General features: G+C 67.8%; 16 protein-coding genes. 1 reads left to right on the top strand and 15 read right to left on the bottom strand.

Annotated elements, in window-relative coordinates; genetic code table 11:
• Nucleotides 1–339 precede the first annotated feature (339 nt).
• On the top strand, nt 340–1,656 hold the full coding sequence (locus PDM29_RS10615; protein WP_311190150.1) for an NCS2 family permease: 1,317 nt from the start codon (nt 340–342) through the stop codon (nt 1,654–1,656).
• A 125-nt stretch (nt 1,657–1,781) separates the two neighbouring features.
• Here the strand turns inward: PDM29_RS10615 and pncB are convergent, their stop codons facing one another.
• The 15 genes from pncB to PDM29_RS10540 form a co-directional block, all read right to left on the bottom strand.
• Nucleotides 1,782–2,957 carry a nicotinate phosphoribosyltransferase gene (gene pncB, locus PDM29_RS10610; RefSeq protein ID WP_311190149.1) on the bottom strand — a complete coding sequence of 392 codons (1,176 nt, stop codon included), beginning with the start codon at nt 2,955–2,957 and terminating at the stop codon, nt 1,782–1,784.
• A gap of 7 nt (nt 2,958–2,964) precedes the next feature.
• Nucleotides 2,965–3,807 carry a glycosyltransferase family 2 protein gene (locus PDM29_RS10605; protein ID WP_311193761.1) on the bottom strand — a complete coding sequence of 281 codons (843 nt, stop codon included), beginning with the start codon at nt 3,805–3,807 and terminating at the stop codon, nt 2,965–2,967.
• Between the two features lie 5 nt (nt 3,808–3,812).
• The gene (locus PDM29_RS10600; RefSeq protein ID WP_311190148.1) at nt 3,813–4,664 is read right to left on the bottom strand and encodes a glycosyltransferase family 2 protein; all 852 of its coding nucleotides are present in this window, start codon (nt 4,662–4,664) and stop codon (nt 3,813–3,815) included.
• Nucleotides 4,665–4,736: 72 nt separating this feature from the next.
• A complete protein-coding gene (gene gspD / locus PDM29_RS10595) occupies nt 4,737–6,944 on the bottom strand; it encodes a type II secretion system secretin GspD (RefSeq protein ID WP_311190147.1) in 2,208 nt (735 codons plus the stop codon).
• A gap of 9 nt (nt 6,945–6,953) precedes the next feature.
• Entirely contained in the window at nt 6,954–7,745 is a 792-nt protein-coding gene (locus PDM29_RS10590) for a hypothetical protein (RefSeq protein WP_311190146.1), read from the bottom strand.
• Nucleotides 7,735–8,511 (bottom strand): type II secretion system protein GspM, encoded by a 777-nt coding sequence (gene gspM / locus PDM29_RS10585; RefSeq protein ID WP_311190145.1) that lies wholly within the window; start codon nt 8,509–8,511, stop codon nt 7,735–7,737. The genes PDM29_RS10590 and gspM overlap by 11 nt, the downstream gene beginning before the upstream one ends.
• A complete protein-coding gene (locus PDM29_RS10580; protein ID WP_311190144.1) occupies nt 8,486–9,652 on the bottom strand; it encodes a PilN domain-containing protein in 1,167 nt (388 codons plus the stop codon). Before PDM29_RS10580 ends, gspM begins: the two co-directional genes overlap by 26 nt.
• Entirely contained in the window at nt 9,649–10,518 is an 870-nt protein-coding gene (locus PDM29_RS10575; protein WP_425508752.1) for a type II secretion system minor pseudopilin, read from the bottom strand. Before PDM29_RS10575 ends, PDM29_RS10580 begins: the two co-directional genes overlap by 4 nt.
• Complete coding sequence (locus PDM29_RS10570) at nt 10,518–11,162, bottom strand: type II secretion system protein J (protein WP_425508751.1); 645 nt, start codon at nt 11,160–11,162, stop codon at nt 10,518–10,520. The genes PDM29_RS10575 and PDM29_RS10570 overlap by 1 nt, the downstream gene beginning before the upstream one ends.
• Before the next feature lie 2 nt (nt 11,163–11,164).
• On the bottom strand, nt 11,165–11,587 hold the full coding sequence (xpsI, locus tag PDM29_RS10565) for a type II secretion system protein XpsI (protein ID WP_311190142.1): 423 nt from the start codon (nt 11,585–11,587) through the stop codon (nt 11,165–11,167).
• Entirely contained in the window at nt 11,584–12,054 is a 471-nt protein-coding gene (gene xpsH, locus PDM29_RS10560) for a type II secretion system protein XpsH (RefSeq protein ID WP_311190141.1), read from the bottom strand. The genes xpsI and xpsH overlap by 4 nt, the downstream gene beginning before the upstream one ends.
• Before the next feature lie 69 nt (nt 12,055–12,123).
• Complete coding sequence (gene gspG / locus PDM29_RS10555) at nt 12,124–12,558, bottom strand: type II secretion system major pseudopilin GspG (RefSeq protein ID WP_311190140.1); 435 nt, start codon at nt 12,556–12,558, stop codon at nt 12,124–12,126.
• A 43-nt stretch (nt 12,559–12,601) separates the two neighbouring features.
• Nucleotides 12,602–13,822, bottom strand: a complete 1,221-nt coding sequence (gene xpsF, locus PDM29_RS10550; protein ID WP_311190139.1) for a type II secretion system protein XpsF — start codon at nt 13,820–13,822, stop codon at nt 12,602–12,604.
• 2 nt (nt 13,823–13,824) lie between these two features.
• Nucleotides 13,825–15,558 carry a type II secretion system ATPase GspE gene (gspE, locus tag PDM29_RS10545; RefSeq protein ID WP_311190138.1) on the bottom strand — a complete coding sequence of 578 codons (1,734 nt, stop codon included), beginning with the start codon at nt 15,556–15,558 and terminating at the stop codon, nt 13,825–13,827.
• A gap of 119 nt (nt 15,559–15,677) precedes the next feature.
• Nucleotides 15,678–17,528 carry a S8 family peptidase gene (locus PDM29_RS10540; RefSeq protein ID WP_311190137.1) on the bottom strand — a complete coding sequence of 617 codons (1,851 nt, stop codon included), beginning with the start codon at nt 17,526–17,528 and terminating at the stop codon, nt 15,678–15,680.
• Between the last annotated feature and the right edge of the window lie 48 nt (nt 17,529–17,576).

Below are 17,576 nucleotides of genomic sequence, written 5' to 3'. Positions count from 1 at the left end.
TAGGCTTGTCAAAAACATCCATGTTTTTGACAGTCCCTCCGGGGGCTACCTGCCGGCCTCCCCCGATGGATTACGTAGCGCGGCTGGCAGATGCAAAAGCACAGACCCATCCGGCGTTGGCTGTTGATTGCCCTTGGCAGCCGACCCACCTGAAGAGGGCCGTCGGGTGTGGGGGTACGGGACCGTAGAAAACATGGATGTTTTCTACGAGCCCCCATGGATGGGTTCACGGCGTGTCCCGTACCCCCGCACCCGTCGGCCCTCAGCACGTATCGCATCCGACGACGGCTTTTGACGTTGCCGTTGACGTTGGCGCGGAAATAAATTCGAGAAAGAACCATGAATCTGCTTGAACGCACCTTCCAACTGCAGCAGCACGGCACCAGCGTGCGCACCGAACTGCTGGCTGGGCTGACCACGTTTCTGACGATGTCGTACATCGTGTTTGTCAATCCGGACATCCTGGCCACCACCGGCATGGATCCGGGCGCGGTGTTCGTGGCGACCTGTCTGGCCGCAGCGCTGGGCTCGATGGTGATGGCCTTTGCCGCCAACTTCCCGGTAGGCATGGCTCCGGGCATGGGCTTGAATGCGTTCTTCGCCTTCACCGTGGTCGGGGCCGCCGGGCTGCCGTGGCAGCAGGCGCTGGGCGCGGTGTTCATCAGTGGGCTGGTCTTCCTGGCGTTGTCACTGACTGGCGTGCGGGCCTGGCTGGTGGCGGGCATTCCTGCTTCGCTGCGGGCTGCCATCGTCGCGGGTATTGGCTTGTTCCTGGCCATCATTGCGCTGCAGAAGTCCGGCGTCATCGTTGCCAACGCCGATACCCTCGTGACGCTGGGGCCGCTCAGTACTGCTCCGCCGCTATTGGCGCTGGCCGGTTTCCTGCTGATTGCCATTCTGGAAGCGCGCAAGGTGCGCGGTGCCATCCTGATCGGCATTCTGGCGGTCACCGCTGCGGCCTGGGCGCTGGGGGATGTGCAGTACCACGGGCTGGTGTCGCTGCCGCCCAGCCTTGCTCCCACCTTCCTGCAGCTCGATCTTCCCGGCCTGCTCCACCACGATGGCGGCGCGCCACTGGCCGTGCTGCTGCAGGTGGTGCTGGTGTTCGTGCTGGTGGAAGTGTTCGATGCCACCGGCACGCTGTATGGCGTGGTCGGTCGCGCCGGCCTGCTCAAGCTGCCCGGTGCACAGAAGCGCTTTGGGCGGGCCCTGCTCGCGGACAGCACCGCGATTGTGGCCGGCTCGATGCTGGGGACCAGCAGCACGACCGCCTTTGCGGAAAGCGCCTCCGGGGTACAGGCCGGTGGCCGTACCGGGCTGACCGCGCTGGTGGTGGCGGCGCTGTTCCTGGCGGCTTTGTTGTTCTCGCCGCTGGCCGCCATGGTGCCCGGTTATGCCACCGCCCCTGCCCTGCTGTTCGTGGCCGGGCTGATGCTGCGCGAGCTGGTGGATGTAGACTGGAGCGATTTGACCGAGTCTGTGCCTGCTGCGCTGTGCGCGCTGGCGATGCCGTTTACGTACTCGATTGCCAATGGGTTGGCGTTCGGGTTCATCGCCTATGCGGTGTTGAAGGCGGGTACCGGGCGCTGGCGGGATGTGCATCCGGCGGTGTGGCTGGTGGCCGGGTTGTTTGTGGTCCGGTATGCGTTGGAATGACGCGCTCCGGTCACGACCAACGGTCGTGACCTACCGGGCGGGTTCGGTAATGGGCACGGTGCGGGTTTCGCAATTGCATCGGAAAGCGGTAGGTCACGACCGTTGGTCGTGACCCGCGCGGTCCGTCATCCCGCTGGTAACTCGAATACCTGGCGCAGATAGGCCAGATACCCCGGGTCATCGCACATGCTCTTGCCGGGCGAATCACTCAGCTTTGCCACCGGCTGCCCGTTGCAGCGGACCATCTTGATCACGATGTTCAGCGGCGTCGGCCCGAGGTCATTGGTCAGGTGCGTGCCGACCCCGAACGCCACCTGGCAGCGGCCGCGGAAGTAGTCGAACAGGCGCATCACCTTCTCGATGTTCAGCCCGTCGCTGAACACCAGCACCTTGCTGCGTGGGTCCACGCGGCGCTGCTGGAAGTGTTCCAGCATGCGGTCGCCCCAGACGAACGGGTCGCCCGAATCGTGGCGTACACCGTCGAACAGCTTGCAGAAGTACATGTCGAAGTCGCGCAGGAACGCGTCCAGGCCGACCACATCGGACAGCGCGATGCCCAGGTCGCCACGATACTCGCGTGCCCACGACTCCAGCGCCGCCACCTGCGAGTCGCGCAGTCGCGGGCCCAGTGCCTGGAACGCCTGCAGGTACTCGTGTGCCATGGTGCCGTGCGGGGTCATGCCGTACAGGCGCGCGAAGTGCACGTTGCTGGTGCCGACGAACTGCGCGCCCAGCGCGTCACGCAGCTGCGGCAGCATGCGCGCATGCCAGTCGCGCGAGTAGCGGCGGCGGCTGCCGTAGTCGGCAATCCGGCACAGCTCGAACCCCGGCGTGTCACGCAGCAGCGCGGTCTTGGCCTGCAGGCGGCGCTCACCTTCGGCGTAGTCCGGTGTGCTGGTGTTGCGGAACCAGACCTCGTTGATGATCGCCAGCAGCGGCACTTCAAACAGAATGGTGTGCAGCCACGGACCGGTGATGTCCAGTTCGATCTCGCCCGGCACCGTGGTCGACGGACGCAGGTCGATGTACTTGCGGTCGAGGTGGAACAGCCCGAGGAAGTCGGCGAAGTCCGGCTTCACGAAGCGCAGGCCGCGCATGTAATCCAGCTCTTCGTCGGTGAAGCGCAGCGTGCACAGATGGTCGATTTCAGCGTTGATCTGGTCGATGTACGCGGCCAGGTCGATACCCGGCGTGCGGCACTTGAACCGATACTGCACCTGCGCGCCGGGGTACTGATGCAGCACCGCCTGCATCATGGTGAATTTGTACAGGTCGGTGTCGAGCAGGGATTGAATGATCATGGGGCGATTATGCGCCCGACCGCATCAGGATGCGGGGAACCTGTACCAGAGCATGGGCCCAGATCGCGCCCCACACCGCCAGCTGCACCGGCAGGCTGCGCTGCGGTGCCTCGAACTTGCGGAAGTAGCGCCACAGGCCACGGTGCTTGTGCCATTCCACGAAGAACGGGCGCGAGCGGCTGGACACCCCGCGTACGTGGGTCACGCGCAGGTCGTTGGCAATGGCCACCACCGCCCCGGCCTCGCGCGCGCGCCGGCACAGGTCCAGGTCTTCGGCGTGCAGCCGGTAGCCGGCGTCCCAGCCGCCAATGCGGTCGAACAGCGCCCGCGGCATCAGCAGCAGCGCCCCGGACAGCGCCGGCACCCGCTGCAGCGTCTGCGTCCGGTCCACCGGCAGCGCCAGCTTCGCGCCCTGCCCCGGGTTGCGCAGCATGGCCGCGAAATCCGGGTCACGCCGACGCACGGCCGCGTCCGGCACACCGGCTTCGTCCACCTGCTCCACCCCCAGCAGGCAGTCGCCTAGGGCCTCACCGCGCTGGCACAGCTGGGCCAGCGTGTCCGCATCGACCATCAGGTCCGGGTTGATGAAGGCCAGCCACGGTGCGCGGCTGTCGGCCACGCCCTGGTTGTTGGCGGCTGCAAAACCGGGGTTGTCCGGGTTGGCGATGAAATGCAGGCGCGGGTCGGCGCTGGCGTGGCGCTGCACGATCTCCAGCGTGCCATCGTCGGAATTGTTGTCCACCACCCGGATCTCGGCGATGTCCTGGGCGGCGCGCAGCCGGGTCAGGCAGGCATCCAGGGTGCTGGCGCTCTGGTAGCTGACGATGATGGCGGCAATGCGGGCATTCAAACGGGTCACTCCAGATCAGGCGTGGCGGGCGCGGCAAACAGGTCGCCCTGCGAACGCGGCATTATCGCCTGTTGGTGCAGCTGCTGCAGCGCTTCGCGGGTGGCACGCAACGGATCGGCCATGAGGAAGCCGGCCAATCGTGGCTGCCACGCCGGCCAACGCGTGCCCAGTGCTTCCATGTCACCGTCCTGGGCCGTTGATTCGGTATCGCGCGCAACGAAGGCGTTTTCGCACAGCGCATTGCGCCAGCCCAGACCGGCCATGCGCAGGCTCAGGTCAATCAGCGCGGCACTCCACGAGGCGTAGCTGTGCATGTCCAGCCCGCCGGCCTTGCGCCGGGCGTTGGCCCGCAGCAGTACCGCATGGGTCACCGCCGAGGGCAGTTCCGGATGCAGGCTGGGCAGCGCCGCACACGCCTGGGCGATGGCATCGAGGTGCTCCGGCACCGGGCTGATCTCGCCCAACCGCGGCCACGCGGCGGTTTCGCCAGCGTTGCACCACGGCGTGGCCGAGCCGATCGAGGCATCGCGGGCGAAACAGGCATCCAACTGTTGCAGCCAACCAGGGGCCGGCACCGCGTCCGGAGCCAGCACCACCACGTCGGTGCCGTCGCAGGCACGCAGCATTTCATCAAGGTGCGCCACTTCACCGATGGCGCGGGCACGGCGGGTGTACTCGGCCTGCAACGGGGTATGCGCCAGCCAGTGTTCGATCACCGCCTGTGCGCGCGGCCCGGCCTGGCCGTCGTCGGCCAGCCAGATCGCCGTGCCGGCCGGGGTGCCGGCGTCCAGTGCGCCCAGGCACCGGTCCAGCGCGGTGTCATCCACGCCCATCGGCAGCAACACGACTGTCCCCATCCGTCCCCCAACGCGCGGCATCTGACCGCAGGGTAACAGCCCGGCTGCGAAGACGGCAGCCGGCTGGGTCGCTTAGTTGGTGGCCTTGCGGGTCGGGAACGGCTCCATCGCGCGGAAGCGGTTGCTGTACTCGTCGGTCAGATTGCGCGACTCCTGTGCGTTACGCACGATGGTCGGGGTGAGCAGCACGATCACTTCCGAACGCCCGCTGTTCTGGGTCTTCTTGCCGAACAGCGCGCCCAGCACCGGAATCCTGCTCAGCCCCGGCACACCGTTGGCACCGTCTTCATCGGAGTTGGTGATCAGGCCGGCCAGCATGATGGTGTCGCCGCTCTGCACCGCCGCCTCGGTGGAAATCTTGCGGGTGTTGATCGGCGGATTGCAGGTGCTGCGGGTCGGGTCGCAGCCCGCCGGCACCGCACCGGCGGAGCTGACTTCCTGCACGATGTCCAGGAACACCACGCCGTCGCGGGTGATGCGCGGACGCACTTTGAGGATCACACCGGTGTCCAGGTACTGCACCTGGCTGTAGGTGTTGTCGCTGCCCACGCCGGTGTTCACCGACACCGAGTTGATCGGAATCTGGGTGCCCACGTTCAAGGTGGCCTCGGCGTTGTTGCGCACGAAGATCGACGGGGTCTGCAGCAGCCGCAGGTTGGTGACCTTGTCCAACGCGGTCACCACGGCAGCGGCGTTCTTGCCGAGGAACGTCCAGCCCAGGCCATTCTCACCGACAGCACCGGAGATGCTGCCCCAGATCGAACGCCCCAACGCACTGGGCAGGTCGATGCCGCTTTCGGTCTTCCCGGTGGTCACCGCCTGTTCGAAGAACCAGTTCACGCCGTAGCTGAGGTCACCGGTCAGCGCGACTTCGGCGACCTGCGCTTCGATATGCACCTGCATCGGCATCACGTCGAGCTTTTCGATCACCTCGCGGATCGAGCGCCACGCCTGCGGGGTGGAACGCACCAGCAGCGTGTTGGTTTCCTCCACCGCGGATACACCGACGCTGTCGCCCTGCACTTCCAGGTTGAAGCTGGCATTGCCGGACTGACGCTGCGGCAGGTTCATGGTGCCATCGCCGAGGCCGCCGGTGCGGCTGGTCCCGCTGCTGCCCAGCTGGGTGTTGTTGAGGCTGTTGCCACTGGTTCCGTCACGGCTGTTCAGTTCCTGCGCGATCGCGCCGGGAGCCAGCGAACCGCCGCCACTGCGACCACCGCGGCCGTTCTCGCTGGCGAAGGCTTCGGCGAGACGTTCCGCCAGGTCCTTGGCCTTGATGTAACGCAGCTCGTAGGAGAACAGGCGGGCGCTGCCACCGGCGGTGTCGATGCGCTCCAGCCACTGCTGGATCTGGTCCAGGTAGCGCGCCTGCGGGGTGATCACCAGCACCGCATTGGCATTCTCCAGCGGCAGGAAGCGGAACATGCCGGCGCTTGGGGTTTTACTTTCTTCGCCGAACACTTTCTCCAGGTCGGCGGCGACCTGCTCAGCCTTGCCGGTCTGGATCGGGAACACGCCCACCGACATGCCTGACAGCCAGTCCACGTCGAAGATCTCAACGGTGCGCAGATAGTTTTCCAGTTCCGCGCGGGTGCCGCCGAGGGTGATCACATTGCGACCACTGTCGACATTGACGATGGCATTGGGCCGCGCGTACGGCTCCAGCACCTTTTTCATTTCCGTCGCCGAGATGTACTGCAGCGGCACCACGCGTACCTCGAAGCCGCGCGCATTGGCCGGCGGTGCGGTACTGGGTGCCACGGTGCCGGCCAGGGCCTGGTCGGCAGCGACGATGTTGTAGCGGCCGCCGCTGTAGACCATGCGGGCGTTGTTCCAGCCCAGCACCATTTCCAGCAGGTTCAACGCCTGGGCGGAGGACACCGGCTTGGGCGTGGCCAGGGTGACGGTGCCCTGCACGCCCGGTGCGATGACGTAGTTCTGGCCCAGCATGTCGCCCAGGATCGCCTTGACCACGGCGTGCACGGATTCGCCTTCGAAGTTGAAGGTGGCCGTCCCCGTGCTGGCCTGCGACAGCGCCGGCGACGGTGCCGATGCCGCACTGCGGTTGATCATGGTGCCGGTGCCGCGACGGATCACCGCCTGCGGGCTGCCTTCGCTGCCCAGCGCCTGGGTCTCCACGCCGTCATGCGAGCCATCGCCGGCCACCACCTGGTGAGTGCCGTCGAGCACGGCATCGCGGCGCACTTCCGGGGCAGGCACAGTGGCGCAGCCGACCAGCAGGGCGACCGCGAACGAAAGGGGAAATAGGCGCAAGGTCATGCGTTCACTCTAAGGGTTTTGACCGGAGCCGCCCGCAGGCGGTCGCTGTGACTGTTGCTGTTGCTGCTGCAGTTGCTGGCGGCGGGCCTGGATGCGCGCGCGGATGGCCTGCATCTGCGCTTCGCTCGGGCCCTGCGCGGCCGGGTTGCCGGCATTCTGGGCTGGCGCGGGTGCCGGTGCAGGCACCGGTGCGCTGGGCCGTACCGGCGGTGAAGGATGCGACGGCGGCGGCACGATCGTGCCCTGCGCGACCGGCCCCTGCCCCGACGACGGTGTAGCCGCGGTGCTGCCCAACACGGTGGGCGGCTCACCGCCCTGCCCGCTGAAGGTCACCAGCTCCAGCGTCTGCGTGCCGCTGGGGCCGGTGACGGTGGCACTGCGCGGCTCCAACGCCACCAGCTGCCAGCCGTTGACGGCCTCGCCGTTCAGACGCAGGCGCAGTGACTGCTTCTGGTCGGTGGTCAGGATGGCCATGCCGAACTCCGAGGTCAGCAACACCCCGGTCAGGGTGACCGCACTGGTTGTGGCCCCCGGCTCGCTGCCGCCCAGCAGGTACGGACGCGGCTTGCGGTCTTCGGCGAACAGCGGGCGCTCGCTGATGCCGGCATACGCCTGCGGCGAGGTGATGCGGTCAGCCGCGGCCGGTGCCAGCATCGGCAGGCGCGGTGCAGACTGCGCATCCGCGTCGGGCGGCGCGATGCGTCCGCCCAGGCCGAACAGCGTGGCAACCCAGATCGCGCCAGCCCACAGTGCCACACCGCCCAGCCACCAGCTGCGCAGGGATGCCCACTCAATTTTCATGCGGGGCCTCCTGTACCGGTTCGCTTGCCGCGGCATCCGCAGCGGCAGGGTCGGCAGGCGCGCCCATCGCGGCACCGGGACCATCGGCGGTGGGCTGCAGGCCCGCGGGTTCCAGGCCGCTTGGTTCGGGTGCAGGCACCGACGGCGGCACCGCGGCGGCCGCCGCGACGTCCGGGGTCAGGCCCGGCTGCAGATAGCCGACCAGCTCGAAGGAGACATCCAGCCCCAAGCCGCTTTCATTGGGCGACTGCTGGAAACGCTGCGCCAGCAGATTGAGATTGCCCACGAACAGGCGTGGGCTGCCGGTTTCCAGGGTGTGCAGCACGGCGGCCATTTCCGGCACGCCGCAGCGCAGCCGCACCTGCAGGGCGACCCGTGGGAACGCGGCATCGGGACTGTTGTCGGTCAACGGCGAGCGGTTGCTGATGGTGCAGCTGCGGTTGCCAGGGCTGGCCGAGGCCACTGCGTCCTGCAGGCGCGAGGACAGCGCGGCAGCGGCCGATTCGGCGGTGGCTTCGCGCAGGAAACCGGGGCGGCCGGCCAGCGCGGCCTGCACCTGCTGCAGTCGCTTGTTCACTGCATCGCGCTGCTGCAACTGCGCATCGACGCGAAGCTGCCGGTCCTGCACTTCGGTGATGCCTTGATTGATGTCGAGCAGCGGGCGGGTGAACCACGGGTGCACCAGCAGCAGGTAAGCCAGTACGAGGGCTACCAGCAGCAGGCCCAGCGCCAGCCAGCGGTCACGGCGTGTCGGCGGCATTGCCATTGGCAACCTCCGAGGCAGGGGCAGCCGCTGGCGCAGCAGGGGCAGCACCAGGCAGCGGCTGCAGTTCAGCGGTCAGGGTGAAGCGGTCGCGACCGCCCGCGCCGCCATCGGCCTGCAGCACCCCGGTCAGGTTGACCTTGGTCCACAGTGGCGACGCCTGCAGCAGCGGAACCAGCTGCGACGCTTCGCGGCTGAGGCCGATCAGCTGCAGGGTGCGGCCTTCCACCGACAGCTTCTCCAGATAGGTGCCGTCGGGCAGCAGGCGGGTCAGTTCGTTCCACACTTCCAGCGTGCTGGCCTGGGCCGTGCGCTTTTCTTCCAGGAACGCCGCGCCATCCACCAGTCGCTGCAGGTGTTCGCGCTCGGCGGCGACTGCGCGCGCATCGCGTGCGGCCGCATTGACCTGTTCGTGCAGCTGGTCGGCAGCGCGCTCGCGGTTGAGCAGCAGCTGGTTGCCTGCCAGTGCCAGCAGCACCACGGCCGCCGCACCCAGCAGCAGGTTCCAGCGCCGCATCGGGTCACGCGCCACGAAGCGCTGGCCGACCGGCAGCAGGTTCACGCCGAGCGGCTGGCCGCTGCCATCGTCGGCATCCACGCCGGCGAGCTGGCCGGCCCAGCTGCCCGACTGCTGCAGCCACTGCTCCAGCGCCGGACGCGGAATCACCACCAGTTCGACCTGCAGCTGCCCGTCCGGCAGGGTGTCGCCTTCGCGCACGTCGTAGTGCACCTGGCCCGGCTCGAACGGGGTCTGCCGGTCGATCTCAAACCCGACCACGTCGCGCAGTCGCGGCGCAGCAGCGGCAGGCAGCCGCAATGAGCGCCGCAGCACGGCCGGGGCCGGCAGCACCCAGTAGCGCGGCAGGCCGCGCACGCGCGCATCCAGCACCGGCTCCAGATCGGCGGGCGACTGCGGCCAGGGAAGCTGCAGCACCGGTTGCAGTTCGCCGGCGGTGTCGCGCTGCACGATCAGCTGCTCACCGTCGCGGGCAAGCAGCAGGCGCGAACGCGACCAGCCCAGCGCCCACTGCCAGCGCACCGGCAACCAGGCCAGCAGGGAACGCCGCCACCAGCGCAGACCATTGCCCACGCCCGGCGCGAACCGCCCCCGTGCCTGCACCAGACTGTCCCGCCATGAAGTCATCGTGCTGCCATTCCCTGTTCCCAGCGAAGTACCGTGTATGCCGTGCCCGGCGTGCCTGCTGCGCCCCTGCGCACCACCGCGCGCAGGACTGAAACCCGGCCGCGCGGGTCCATGGCGCGGCTCTCGATACTATAAGTGCCACTGCCGCCCACCGGTGCCGCTGCGGTCACGTTTCCGTCGCCGTCACTGCCCTGCAGGCGTTCGCGGTCGGCCAGCAGGCGATCGGCATCCAGCCCCAGCGCCTGCAACACCGGCCCGGCGGCAAAGCGCGGATCCGGGCGCGACTGCCGACTGTACAGGGTCAGCAGCGGTTCCAACCGTTCATACAACGCTGCATCCATGCCGAGCACGCGCTGCAGCTCGCCCAGCGTTTCAAAGCGCGCATTGCGCGCCCCATAAGGCAGGCGAGCGGCGACGTAATCGGCCGTTTCGGCCCCGCCACCGGGCTGTTTCAGACTGTCCGGGTCGCGCCAGTCGATGATCGCCCCGGCCAGTTGCTTCGCGCGCGCGGGTTCGACCTCCACCGCTTCCATCAAGCCGCTCAGCAGGGTGGCATCGGCCAGATTGAGATTGACCTTGCCGTTCTCGTCGATGATGCGCAGGTCGATGGTGCGATCGTCGAATGTCCACCGGTAGCGACGCCCGTCCGGCGTCCAAGGCGGCTGCAGTGCATTGGGCTGCAGCCGGTACAGCGCGTACTCCACCCCGGCGCGCGCATGTTCCTGCCCGACCGCATCGTCGCCGCTGACGCGCTGCTGCATGTGCTCGATGCGCGCGCTGAGTGCAAACGCACCCACCACGGCGGTGAGCAGGGCGATCAGCCACAGCACCAGCACCAGGGCGGCACCCCGCGCAGCATGCCGCATCATGTGCCGGCTCCGGCAGATCGCGCACCGCGTGACTGCGACAACGCCACCACCAGCGGCGGCCACGCTGGCCCCTGCTGTGGGGTGATGCGGATCTCCACCAGATTCGGCAGGCGGCGGGTGTCATCCCACTGCGTCTGCCAGTCCCCCAGCTGCCCGGTCCGCACATCCACGCCGCGATAGCGGAACTGCACCTCGCGCAGCGCGTCAGCCAGCATTTCCGGTGGGCGCGGCGGTGTCTCGTCCACGCGTTCACCGTTCTGGACCAGGGTCAGGCCTAGCTCCAGGCGCTGCGCATCGCCGCCTCCGCGTACCTGCAGTTCATGCACGTACGGCCCGCCCCGCCCCAGGTAGCCGGGCAGTTCGGACACGAACAGCATGCGCTGTGCTTCGCCCTGGAAGTACAGCGGCTCACGGGTGGGATCCGGGGGTTCAGCGGCGGTCGGCAGCGCCATGCTCAGGCGACGACGCAGAAAGCCTTCCACCGCGCGCATGCGCTCGTTCTGCGCCGCCACGCGTTCGCCGCGCTGTGCGATCTGCATGGCAGAGCGCACGGTCGCGAACGCAATCGCCAGCCCGCCGACCAGCAGCACCGTGGCCAGCAGGATTTCGATCAGGGTGAAGCCGCGCTGGCGCGCGCCCAGGGTCATCGTGCTGCCCCCTGCGCGGGCGGCAGCAGACGCAGGGTGCGCCATTGCAGCTGCTCGCCTTCGCTTTCACCCCAGCGCACCTGCAGGCTCAGTTCGGCCAGTTGCGGGCCGGTCGCGCTGCTGTCGGCCGTTGCCGGCACGCTGCTGCTGCGTGGCTCCACGAACGGAGCCACCTGCAGTTCCCAGCGGTAGCGACCGTCTTCCCATTGCCCTTGCTGGCGACCTTCCTGCAGGGGCGCATCGACACCGCTCAGTGCGAGCAGGGATTGCGCGTGCAGCACCGCGCGGGTGCGCAGGTCGGCGTTGTGCACCTGACGGGATGCGCCGGACAGGCTGCCCAGCAGCAGGGTCAGGGCCAGTGCCAGCAGGGCGAAGGCGACGATGACTTCCAGGAGGGAATAGCCGCGTTGGTGTTTCATGGCGGCGTTCCCCCGACAACACCGCGATCGGTGTCCCGTACCGGGCCGGAGCGGACTTCGCCGGTGATCCAGGCCACGTCGATGCGCCAGAGGGCACCACGCAGGTCCAGTTCGATGGTGCCGCCGCTGGAGCCGCCGTCTGGATGGAAGGCGATGCCGCCCTGGCCGGTGCCGGCGGCGGCCTGCGCAGCACCGTGGAAGCGCACCTCGAGCGCGTCCGGCAATTCCCCGTGGCGGCCGTTGGCGGCTTCCCAGCGCCGTGTGCGCGGATCGATCAGGAAGCGCTGCATCTCGCCGCTGGCAATGGCCTGGGTGCGCGTGTAGCGCAGCTGGCTGGCCACTTCCTTGCCGGCATTGCGCAGGCGCAGGCCGTCGATGCCGCCGTTCATCGCGGTGGCAGTGATCACGCCAATGATGGCGATCAGCGCCACCACCAGCAGCATCTCCAGCAGCGAAACGCCACGCATGCCCGGTCGCGCGGTACGCGCTGCGCATCGCGGCAGGAAGGGCGGCAGGGCATTCACGACCAAGCGCGCTTACTCGTAGCGGATGTCCGCATCGTAGCTGCTGCCGCCGGCCTTGCCGTCCTTGCCCAGGCTGATCAGATCAAACGGCTGGCCTTCGCCCGGCGCGCGGTATTCCAGCGCGTGGCCCCACGGGTCGTTGAGCTCGGCCTCCTTGGCATACGGGCCCAGCCAGCCGCTGCTGCCGCCGGGCTGGGTGACCAGGTCTTCCAGCTTGGTCGGCAGCTTGCCGGTATCCAGCTGGTAGTTTTCGATCTTGCCGGCAATGGTCTGCACCTGTGACTTGGCGATGTTGGCCTTGCCTCGGTCGGCACCGCCCAGCACCCGGCTGCCGACCAGGGTCAGCACCGCGCCGATCAGCACGATGACAATGATGATTTCCAGCAGGCTCATACCGGCCTGGTGGCGACGGGACACAAAGCGGACCGGTTTGCGACGATGGATCATGAAAGCTCCTTGCAGCGGGTCGTAAAGGAAGATGCCATCGGCGTCAGCCAATCGCATTGGTCAGGTCATACAACGGCACCAGTACCGCGACGATCACCAGCCCGACCACCGAGGCCAGTACCAGGGTGATCACCGGCACCAGCGCCGACAGCAGGCGGTCGATGGCGCGCGCGCTTTCCTGCTCGAAGGTATCGGCGGTTTTCAGCAGCATGGCATCCAGCGCACCGGATTCCTCGCCCACCTGGATCATCTGCAGGGCCAGACGCGGGAAACGCTTGCCGCGCGACAGCGCAGCAGACAGGCCGTTACCGTTCTTCACCTCGTCGCTGGCGGTGTCGACATCGGCCGCCAGCGCGCGGTTGCCCAGTACGTTGCGGGCGATGCCCAGCCCGGCCAGCAATGGCACGCCGTTGCGTAGCAGCGTGCCCAGGGTGCGTGCCAGGCGTGCGGTTTCCAGCTTGGCCACCAGCGCGCCGACGCCCTTGCGCTCCAGCAACCAGCCATCCACGGCCAGGCGGAACGCGGGCTGGCGCAGTTTGCGCTCCAGCAGCAACAGCAGCACGCACGGCACCACCACCAGTACCAGCCAGTAGTCTCGTACCAGCAGGCCGACGTTGAGCACCCACTGGGTGAACCACGGCAGCGCCACATCCAGGCTTTCATACATCAGCGCGAACTGAGGCACCACGTAGCCCAGCAGGAACAGCAGCGCGCCACCCACCACCGCCAGCAGAATGGCCGGATAGATCAGCGCGTTGATCACCCGACCTTTCAGTTCGCGGCTGCGCTCCAGGTAATCGGCCAACCGCTGCAGCGTGTCGTGCAGGCTGCCGCCGGCTTCACCGGCGCGCACCATGTTGATGTACAGGCGCGAGAACAGGCCGTGCTGGCGTTCCAGTGCGGTGGACAGCGCCGCGCCGCCGCGCACGATATCGCGGATGTCGGCGATCACCCGTCGGCTGCGCTCGTCCTCGGGCAGTTCCAGCAGGATGCTCAAGGCACGATCCAGCGGCTGGCCCGCACCCAGCAGGGTGGCCAGCTGCTGGGTGAACTGCACCAGCGCGGCCCCGTCGAACGGCTTTCGGCTGAGCAGCGCGGCCCAGGAGAACGACCCGCCACTGCCGTCGCCGGCCACCCGCGCTTCCATCGGCAGGTGGCCCTGGTCCTGCAGGCGTGCGACCACCTCGGCTTCGCTGGCCGCTTCCATCTGGCCGTCGAACAGCTCGCCGTGCGCATTCAGTGCCTTGTAGCGGTACTGCGGCATGCTCAGCTTTCCTCGGTCACGCGCAGCACCTCTTCAATGGTGGTCTGGCCGGCCAGTGCCTTGGCCAGGCCGTCTTCGTACATGGTGCGCATGCCGGCCGCGCGCGCGATCTGTTCGATCTCGCCCATGCCGGCGCGGCGCATCACCGCGCGTCGCAGCTCGTCGTTCATCACCAGGAATTCCATGATGGTGGTCCGGCCCAGATAACCGGTGGGGGCCAGCGCGGACGGCTGCGCGCGATACAGGAAGATGTCGCCTTCCGGCTGCAGGCGACGCAGCCCGAACTTCTCGATCTCTTCGGGCGACGCCGGGTAGCGCTGCGCGTGCTGCGGCTCCAGCCGGCGCACCAGGCGCTGGGCCAGGATGCCATTGATGGTGGAGGTCAACAGGTAGTCCTCCACTCCCATGTCGAGCAGACGGGTGATGCCGCCGGCGGCGTTGTTGGTGTGGAGCGTGGACAGAACCAGGTGACCTGTGAGCGCCGACTGGATCGCGATGCGCGCGGTTTCCAGATCGCGCATTTCGCCGATCATGATGATGTCCGGGTCCTGGCGCACGATGCTGCGCAGCGCGTTGGCGAAGTCCAGCCCGATCTGCGGCTTGGCCTGGATCTGGTTGATGCCTTCGATCTGGTATTCGACTGGATCTTCGACGGTGATGATCTTCACGTCAGGCGTATTGAGCTGGCTCAACGCGGTGTACAGCGTGGTGGTCTTGCCCGAGCCGGTGGGGCCGGTGACCAGCAGGATGCCGTGCGGCTGGTCGAGCACCTTGCGGAACTGCGGCAGGAACGCATCGGTGAAACCCAGGCGGTGGAAATCGAACACCACCGTGTCGCGATCGAGCAGACGCATGACCACGCTTTCACCGTGCGCGGTCGGCACCGTGCTCACACGCAGGTCCAGCTCCTTGCCCTGCACGCGCAGCATGATGCGGCCGTCCTGCGGCAGCCGGCGCTCGGCGATGTTCAGCCGCGCCATGATCTTGATGCGGCTGATCACCGCCGCGGTGAGGTTGACCGGCGGGCTTTCGCCTTCAATCAGCACCCCGTCGACGCGGTAACGCACCTTCAGGCGGTTCTCGAAGGGTTCGATGTGGATGTCGGAGGCGCGCAGTTCGACCGCACGCTGGATGACCAGGTTCACCAGCCGGATCACCGGCGCTTCGGACGCCAGATCGCGCAGGTGCTCGATGTCATCGACCACCGCACCTTCGCCATCGGCGGTCTCGATGATCGCGCCCATCGCGCTGCGGCCCTGGCCGAACCAGCGCTCGATGACGTCATCGATCTCCGAGCGCAACCCGATGTGCAGACGCACCGGCACGCCGATGGCCAGACGCACCGCCTCGGCCGCATACGGCTCCTGCGGGTCGCTCAGCCACAGGTCGAGCATGCCCTCATGCAGGGCCAGCGGGCAGACATGAAACTGTTTGAGAAAGCGCAGCGACAGCGGCAGGGCATCCAGCAACGATTCCGGTGCGGCCTCGGCGACGCTTTTGGCCTCGAGCAGCGGCAGCGACAGCACCTCGGCGCACGCTTGGGCGTGATCGCGTTCAGATACCAGGCCCAGACGGACCAGCAAGGGCAGCAGACTGCCACCGGATTCGCGCTGCAGCGGGCGCGCGCGGGCAAGGTCGGCTTCCTTCAGGCGCCCGTTGCGCAACAGCAACGCGACAATGCGGGACTCGGCGTCCTCGTGGGATGCAGCTGCAAGATCGTGGGCTACCGCGTTCACGAAAGCTCTCCTGGCGACCCGGAGACTTTAGCAGTTCGCCGCGGTACGGATGACGTTGACGCAGACAGAAAGCGGGAGCCCGTCACATGACGGACTCCCGCTGCACACCCCAGGGTGTGTTACTGCACGGCCTGGATGCTCACGCCGCTGAACGCGGTCTCACCCACCAGCTTGATGTAGTACGTGCCGGCCACCGGAGCGGTGAAACGTACGGTTTCGCTGTTGCCCGGACGCGTCGACTTGGCATCGAAGTCGGTGCTGGTCGGTTCTTCACCAGCGCTGACGTACAGCGAGACGTTGCCGCTGCCACCGTAGGTGAGGAAGCTGACCGTCTTGCCCGCGCCGGCTTCGAAGCTGTACAGGGTTTCGCTGCCACCGGCGCCGCTCAGACCGCTCACGGCGGTGCGGTTGGTCAGCGGGGTGGCGTCCGGTGCGCAATCGACTTCGCACGGTTCTTCCAGGGCCTTGTCGAGCGCGGCCTTGGCGTCGACGATGCCGGTGCCGATCGGCGTGCTGGCCGGCGGGGCCACCGGGAAGCTGCGCGCGGTCTGCTTGAGCAGGGTTTCCAGCTGCGCCGGGGTCAGCGGGTCCTTGCCGGCCGAGGCCAGCGCGCCCTGCACCAGCGCGGCAACGCCGGCGACGTGCGGCGAGGCCATCGAGGTGCCGCCCATGCCCATGTAGCTGTAGGCACCGGAGGTCGGCGTGGTCAGGCCGTTGTAGCCGGCCTGCCAGACGTAACCGCCCGGGTTGCCGTCAACGCTGCCGCCGCCGCCCGGACCGGACAGATCCACCACCGCACCGTAGTTGGAGTAGTAGGTAATGCCACCGGTGATGCGCGTCGCACCCACGGCGATGACGTTGGCGCAGCTGGCCGGACGATAGTTGGCGGCGTTCGAGCCGGCATTGCCGGCCGCGACCACCACGGTGGTACCACGCGACACTGCACCGTTGATCGCATCCTGGTAGGCCGGGTCGCAGGCGCCGCCGCCGCCCAGGCTCATGTTGATCACTTCAGCCGGGTTCGGGTTGGCCGGAATGCCGGCAACCGTGCCACCAGAGGCCCAGGTGATCGCATCGGCGATGTCAGCGAGATAGCCACCGCACTTGCCGAGCACGCGCACCGGCAGCACCTTGGCCTTGTAGGCCAGACCGGCCATGCCGAGCGCATTGTTGGTCGCTTCGGCGACGGTGCCGGAGACGTGGGTGCCGTGCCAGGAGCTGTCCTCGGCCACCGAGCCGGTGCCACATTCGCCGTCGTTTTCGACCCAGTCACCGTAGTCGAGTGCGCCCGGCACCCGCTCATCGGTCGGACGACGCGAGGTTTCCGCGTCACTGATGAAGTCGTAGCCTTCCAGCAGCGTGCCGGCAGCAAAGTCCGGGTGCTGCGGCAGGATGCCGGTGTCCAGCACCGCCACCACCACGCCTTCGCCCTGCGCCACGTCCCACGCAGCCGGTGCGTTCACGCCGCCGGTGGGGCTGCTCAGGTGCCACTGGTACTGCGCGTAGTACGGATCATTCGGCACCAGCTGCGGGGTTTCCTTGGCCCGCAGGTCGGCGCGCTGCAGCTTGACGTCGGCCACCGCGTACTGAACCTGCGGGTCGGCCTGGATTTCCTTCAGCACCTTCTGCAGGTCAGCCTGGCTGAGCTTGCCCTGCAGACGGATCACGTCGGCACCGGTGCCGAGGCGACGCAGGTGCTGCGGCGCGGCCGCCGCCGAACGCGCAGTCGTGCTGCCGAGGCTGGCGCGCGTGACCGCCGAGGTGACCGTGGCCAGCTTGGCCGACGTGGTGGTGGCCGCACCGGTGCGGTACTTGACGATGATGCGTTCGGAACCCTGTTGGGCGGCGGCGGCCTGGCGCGCGGGTTCCTTGACCGGTAAACCGGCGGCATAGGCGCTGGTGGCACCGACCGACAGCGACAGCACGGCGGCGGCCAGCACGTTGATGCGAAGGTTCTGCTTCTTGGTCACGTTGAAATCCTCTTCAAGGTCATGGATCAAACGACGGTTCAGGCCAAA

The sequence above is a fragment of the Stenotrophomonas oahuensis genome (assembly GCF_031834595.1).
GTDB classification, from domain to species: Bacteria; Pseudomonadota; Gammaproteobacteria; order Xanthomonadales; family Xanthomonadaceae; genus Stenotrophomonas; species Stenotrophomonas oahuensis.
This window is presented reverse-complemented; position numbering and strand designations above follow the sequence as displayed.

Excerpts from the sequence above, each read along its gene's own strand:
- gspG (WP_311190140.1), bottom strand. The coding sequence starts at position 12,558 with ATGATCCATCGTCGCAAACCGGTCCGCTTTGTGTCCCGTCGCCACCAG.
- PDM29_RS10575 (WP_425508752.1), bottom strand. The coding sequence starts at position 10,518 with ATGCGGCATGCTGCGCGGGGTGCCGCCCTGGTGCTGGTGCTGTGGCTG.
- pncB (WP_311190149.1), bottom strand. The coding sequence starts at position 2,957 with ATGATCATTCAATCCCTGCTCGACACCGACCTGTACAAATTCACCATG.
- xpsH (WP_311190141.1), bottom strand. The coding sequence starts at position 12,054 with ATGCGTGGCGTTTCGCTGCTGGAGATGCTGCTGGTGGTGGCGCTGATC.
- PDM29_RS10580 (WP_311190144.1), bottom strand. The coding sequence starts at position 9,652 with ATGACTTCATGGCGGGACAGTCTGGTGCAGGCACGGGGGCGGTTCGCG.
- PDM29_RS10590 (WP_311190146.1), bottom strand. The coding sequence starts at position 7,745 with ATGAAAATTGAGTGGGCATCCCTGCGCAGCTGGTGGCTGGGCGGTGTG.
- gspM (WP_311190145.1), bottom strand. The coding sequence starts at position 8,511 with ATGGCAATGCCGCCGACACGCCGTGACCGCTGGCTGGCGCTGGGCCTG.
- PDM29_RS10615 (WP_311190150.1), top strand. The coding sequence starts at position 340 with ATGAATCTGCTTGAACGCACCTTCCAACTGCAGCAGCACGGCACCAGC.
- xpsF (WP_311190139.1), bottom strand. The coding sequence starts at position 13,822 with ATGCCGCAGTACCGCTACAAGGCACTGAATGCGCACGGCGAGCTGTTC.
- xpsI (WP_311190142.1), bottom strand. The coding sequence starts at position 11,587 with ATGAAACACCAACGCGGCTATTCCCTCCTGGAAGTCATCGTCGCCTTC.
- gspD (WP_311190147.1), bottom strand. The coding sequence starts at position 6,944 with ATGACCTTGCGCCTATTTCCCCTTTCGTTCGCGGTCGCCCTGCTGGTC.
- PDM29_RS10600 (WP_311190148.1), bottom strand. The coding sequence starts at position 4,664 with ATGGGGACAGTCGTGTTGCTGCCGATGGGCGTGGATGACACCGCGCTG.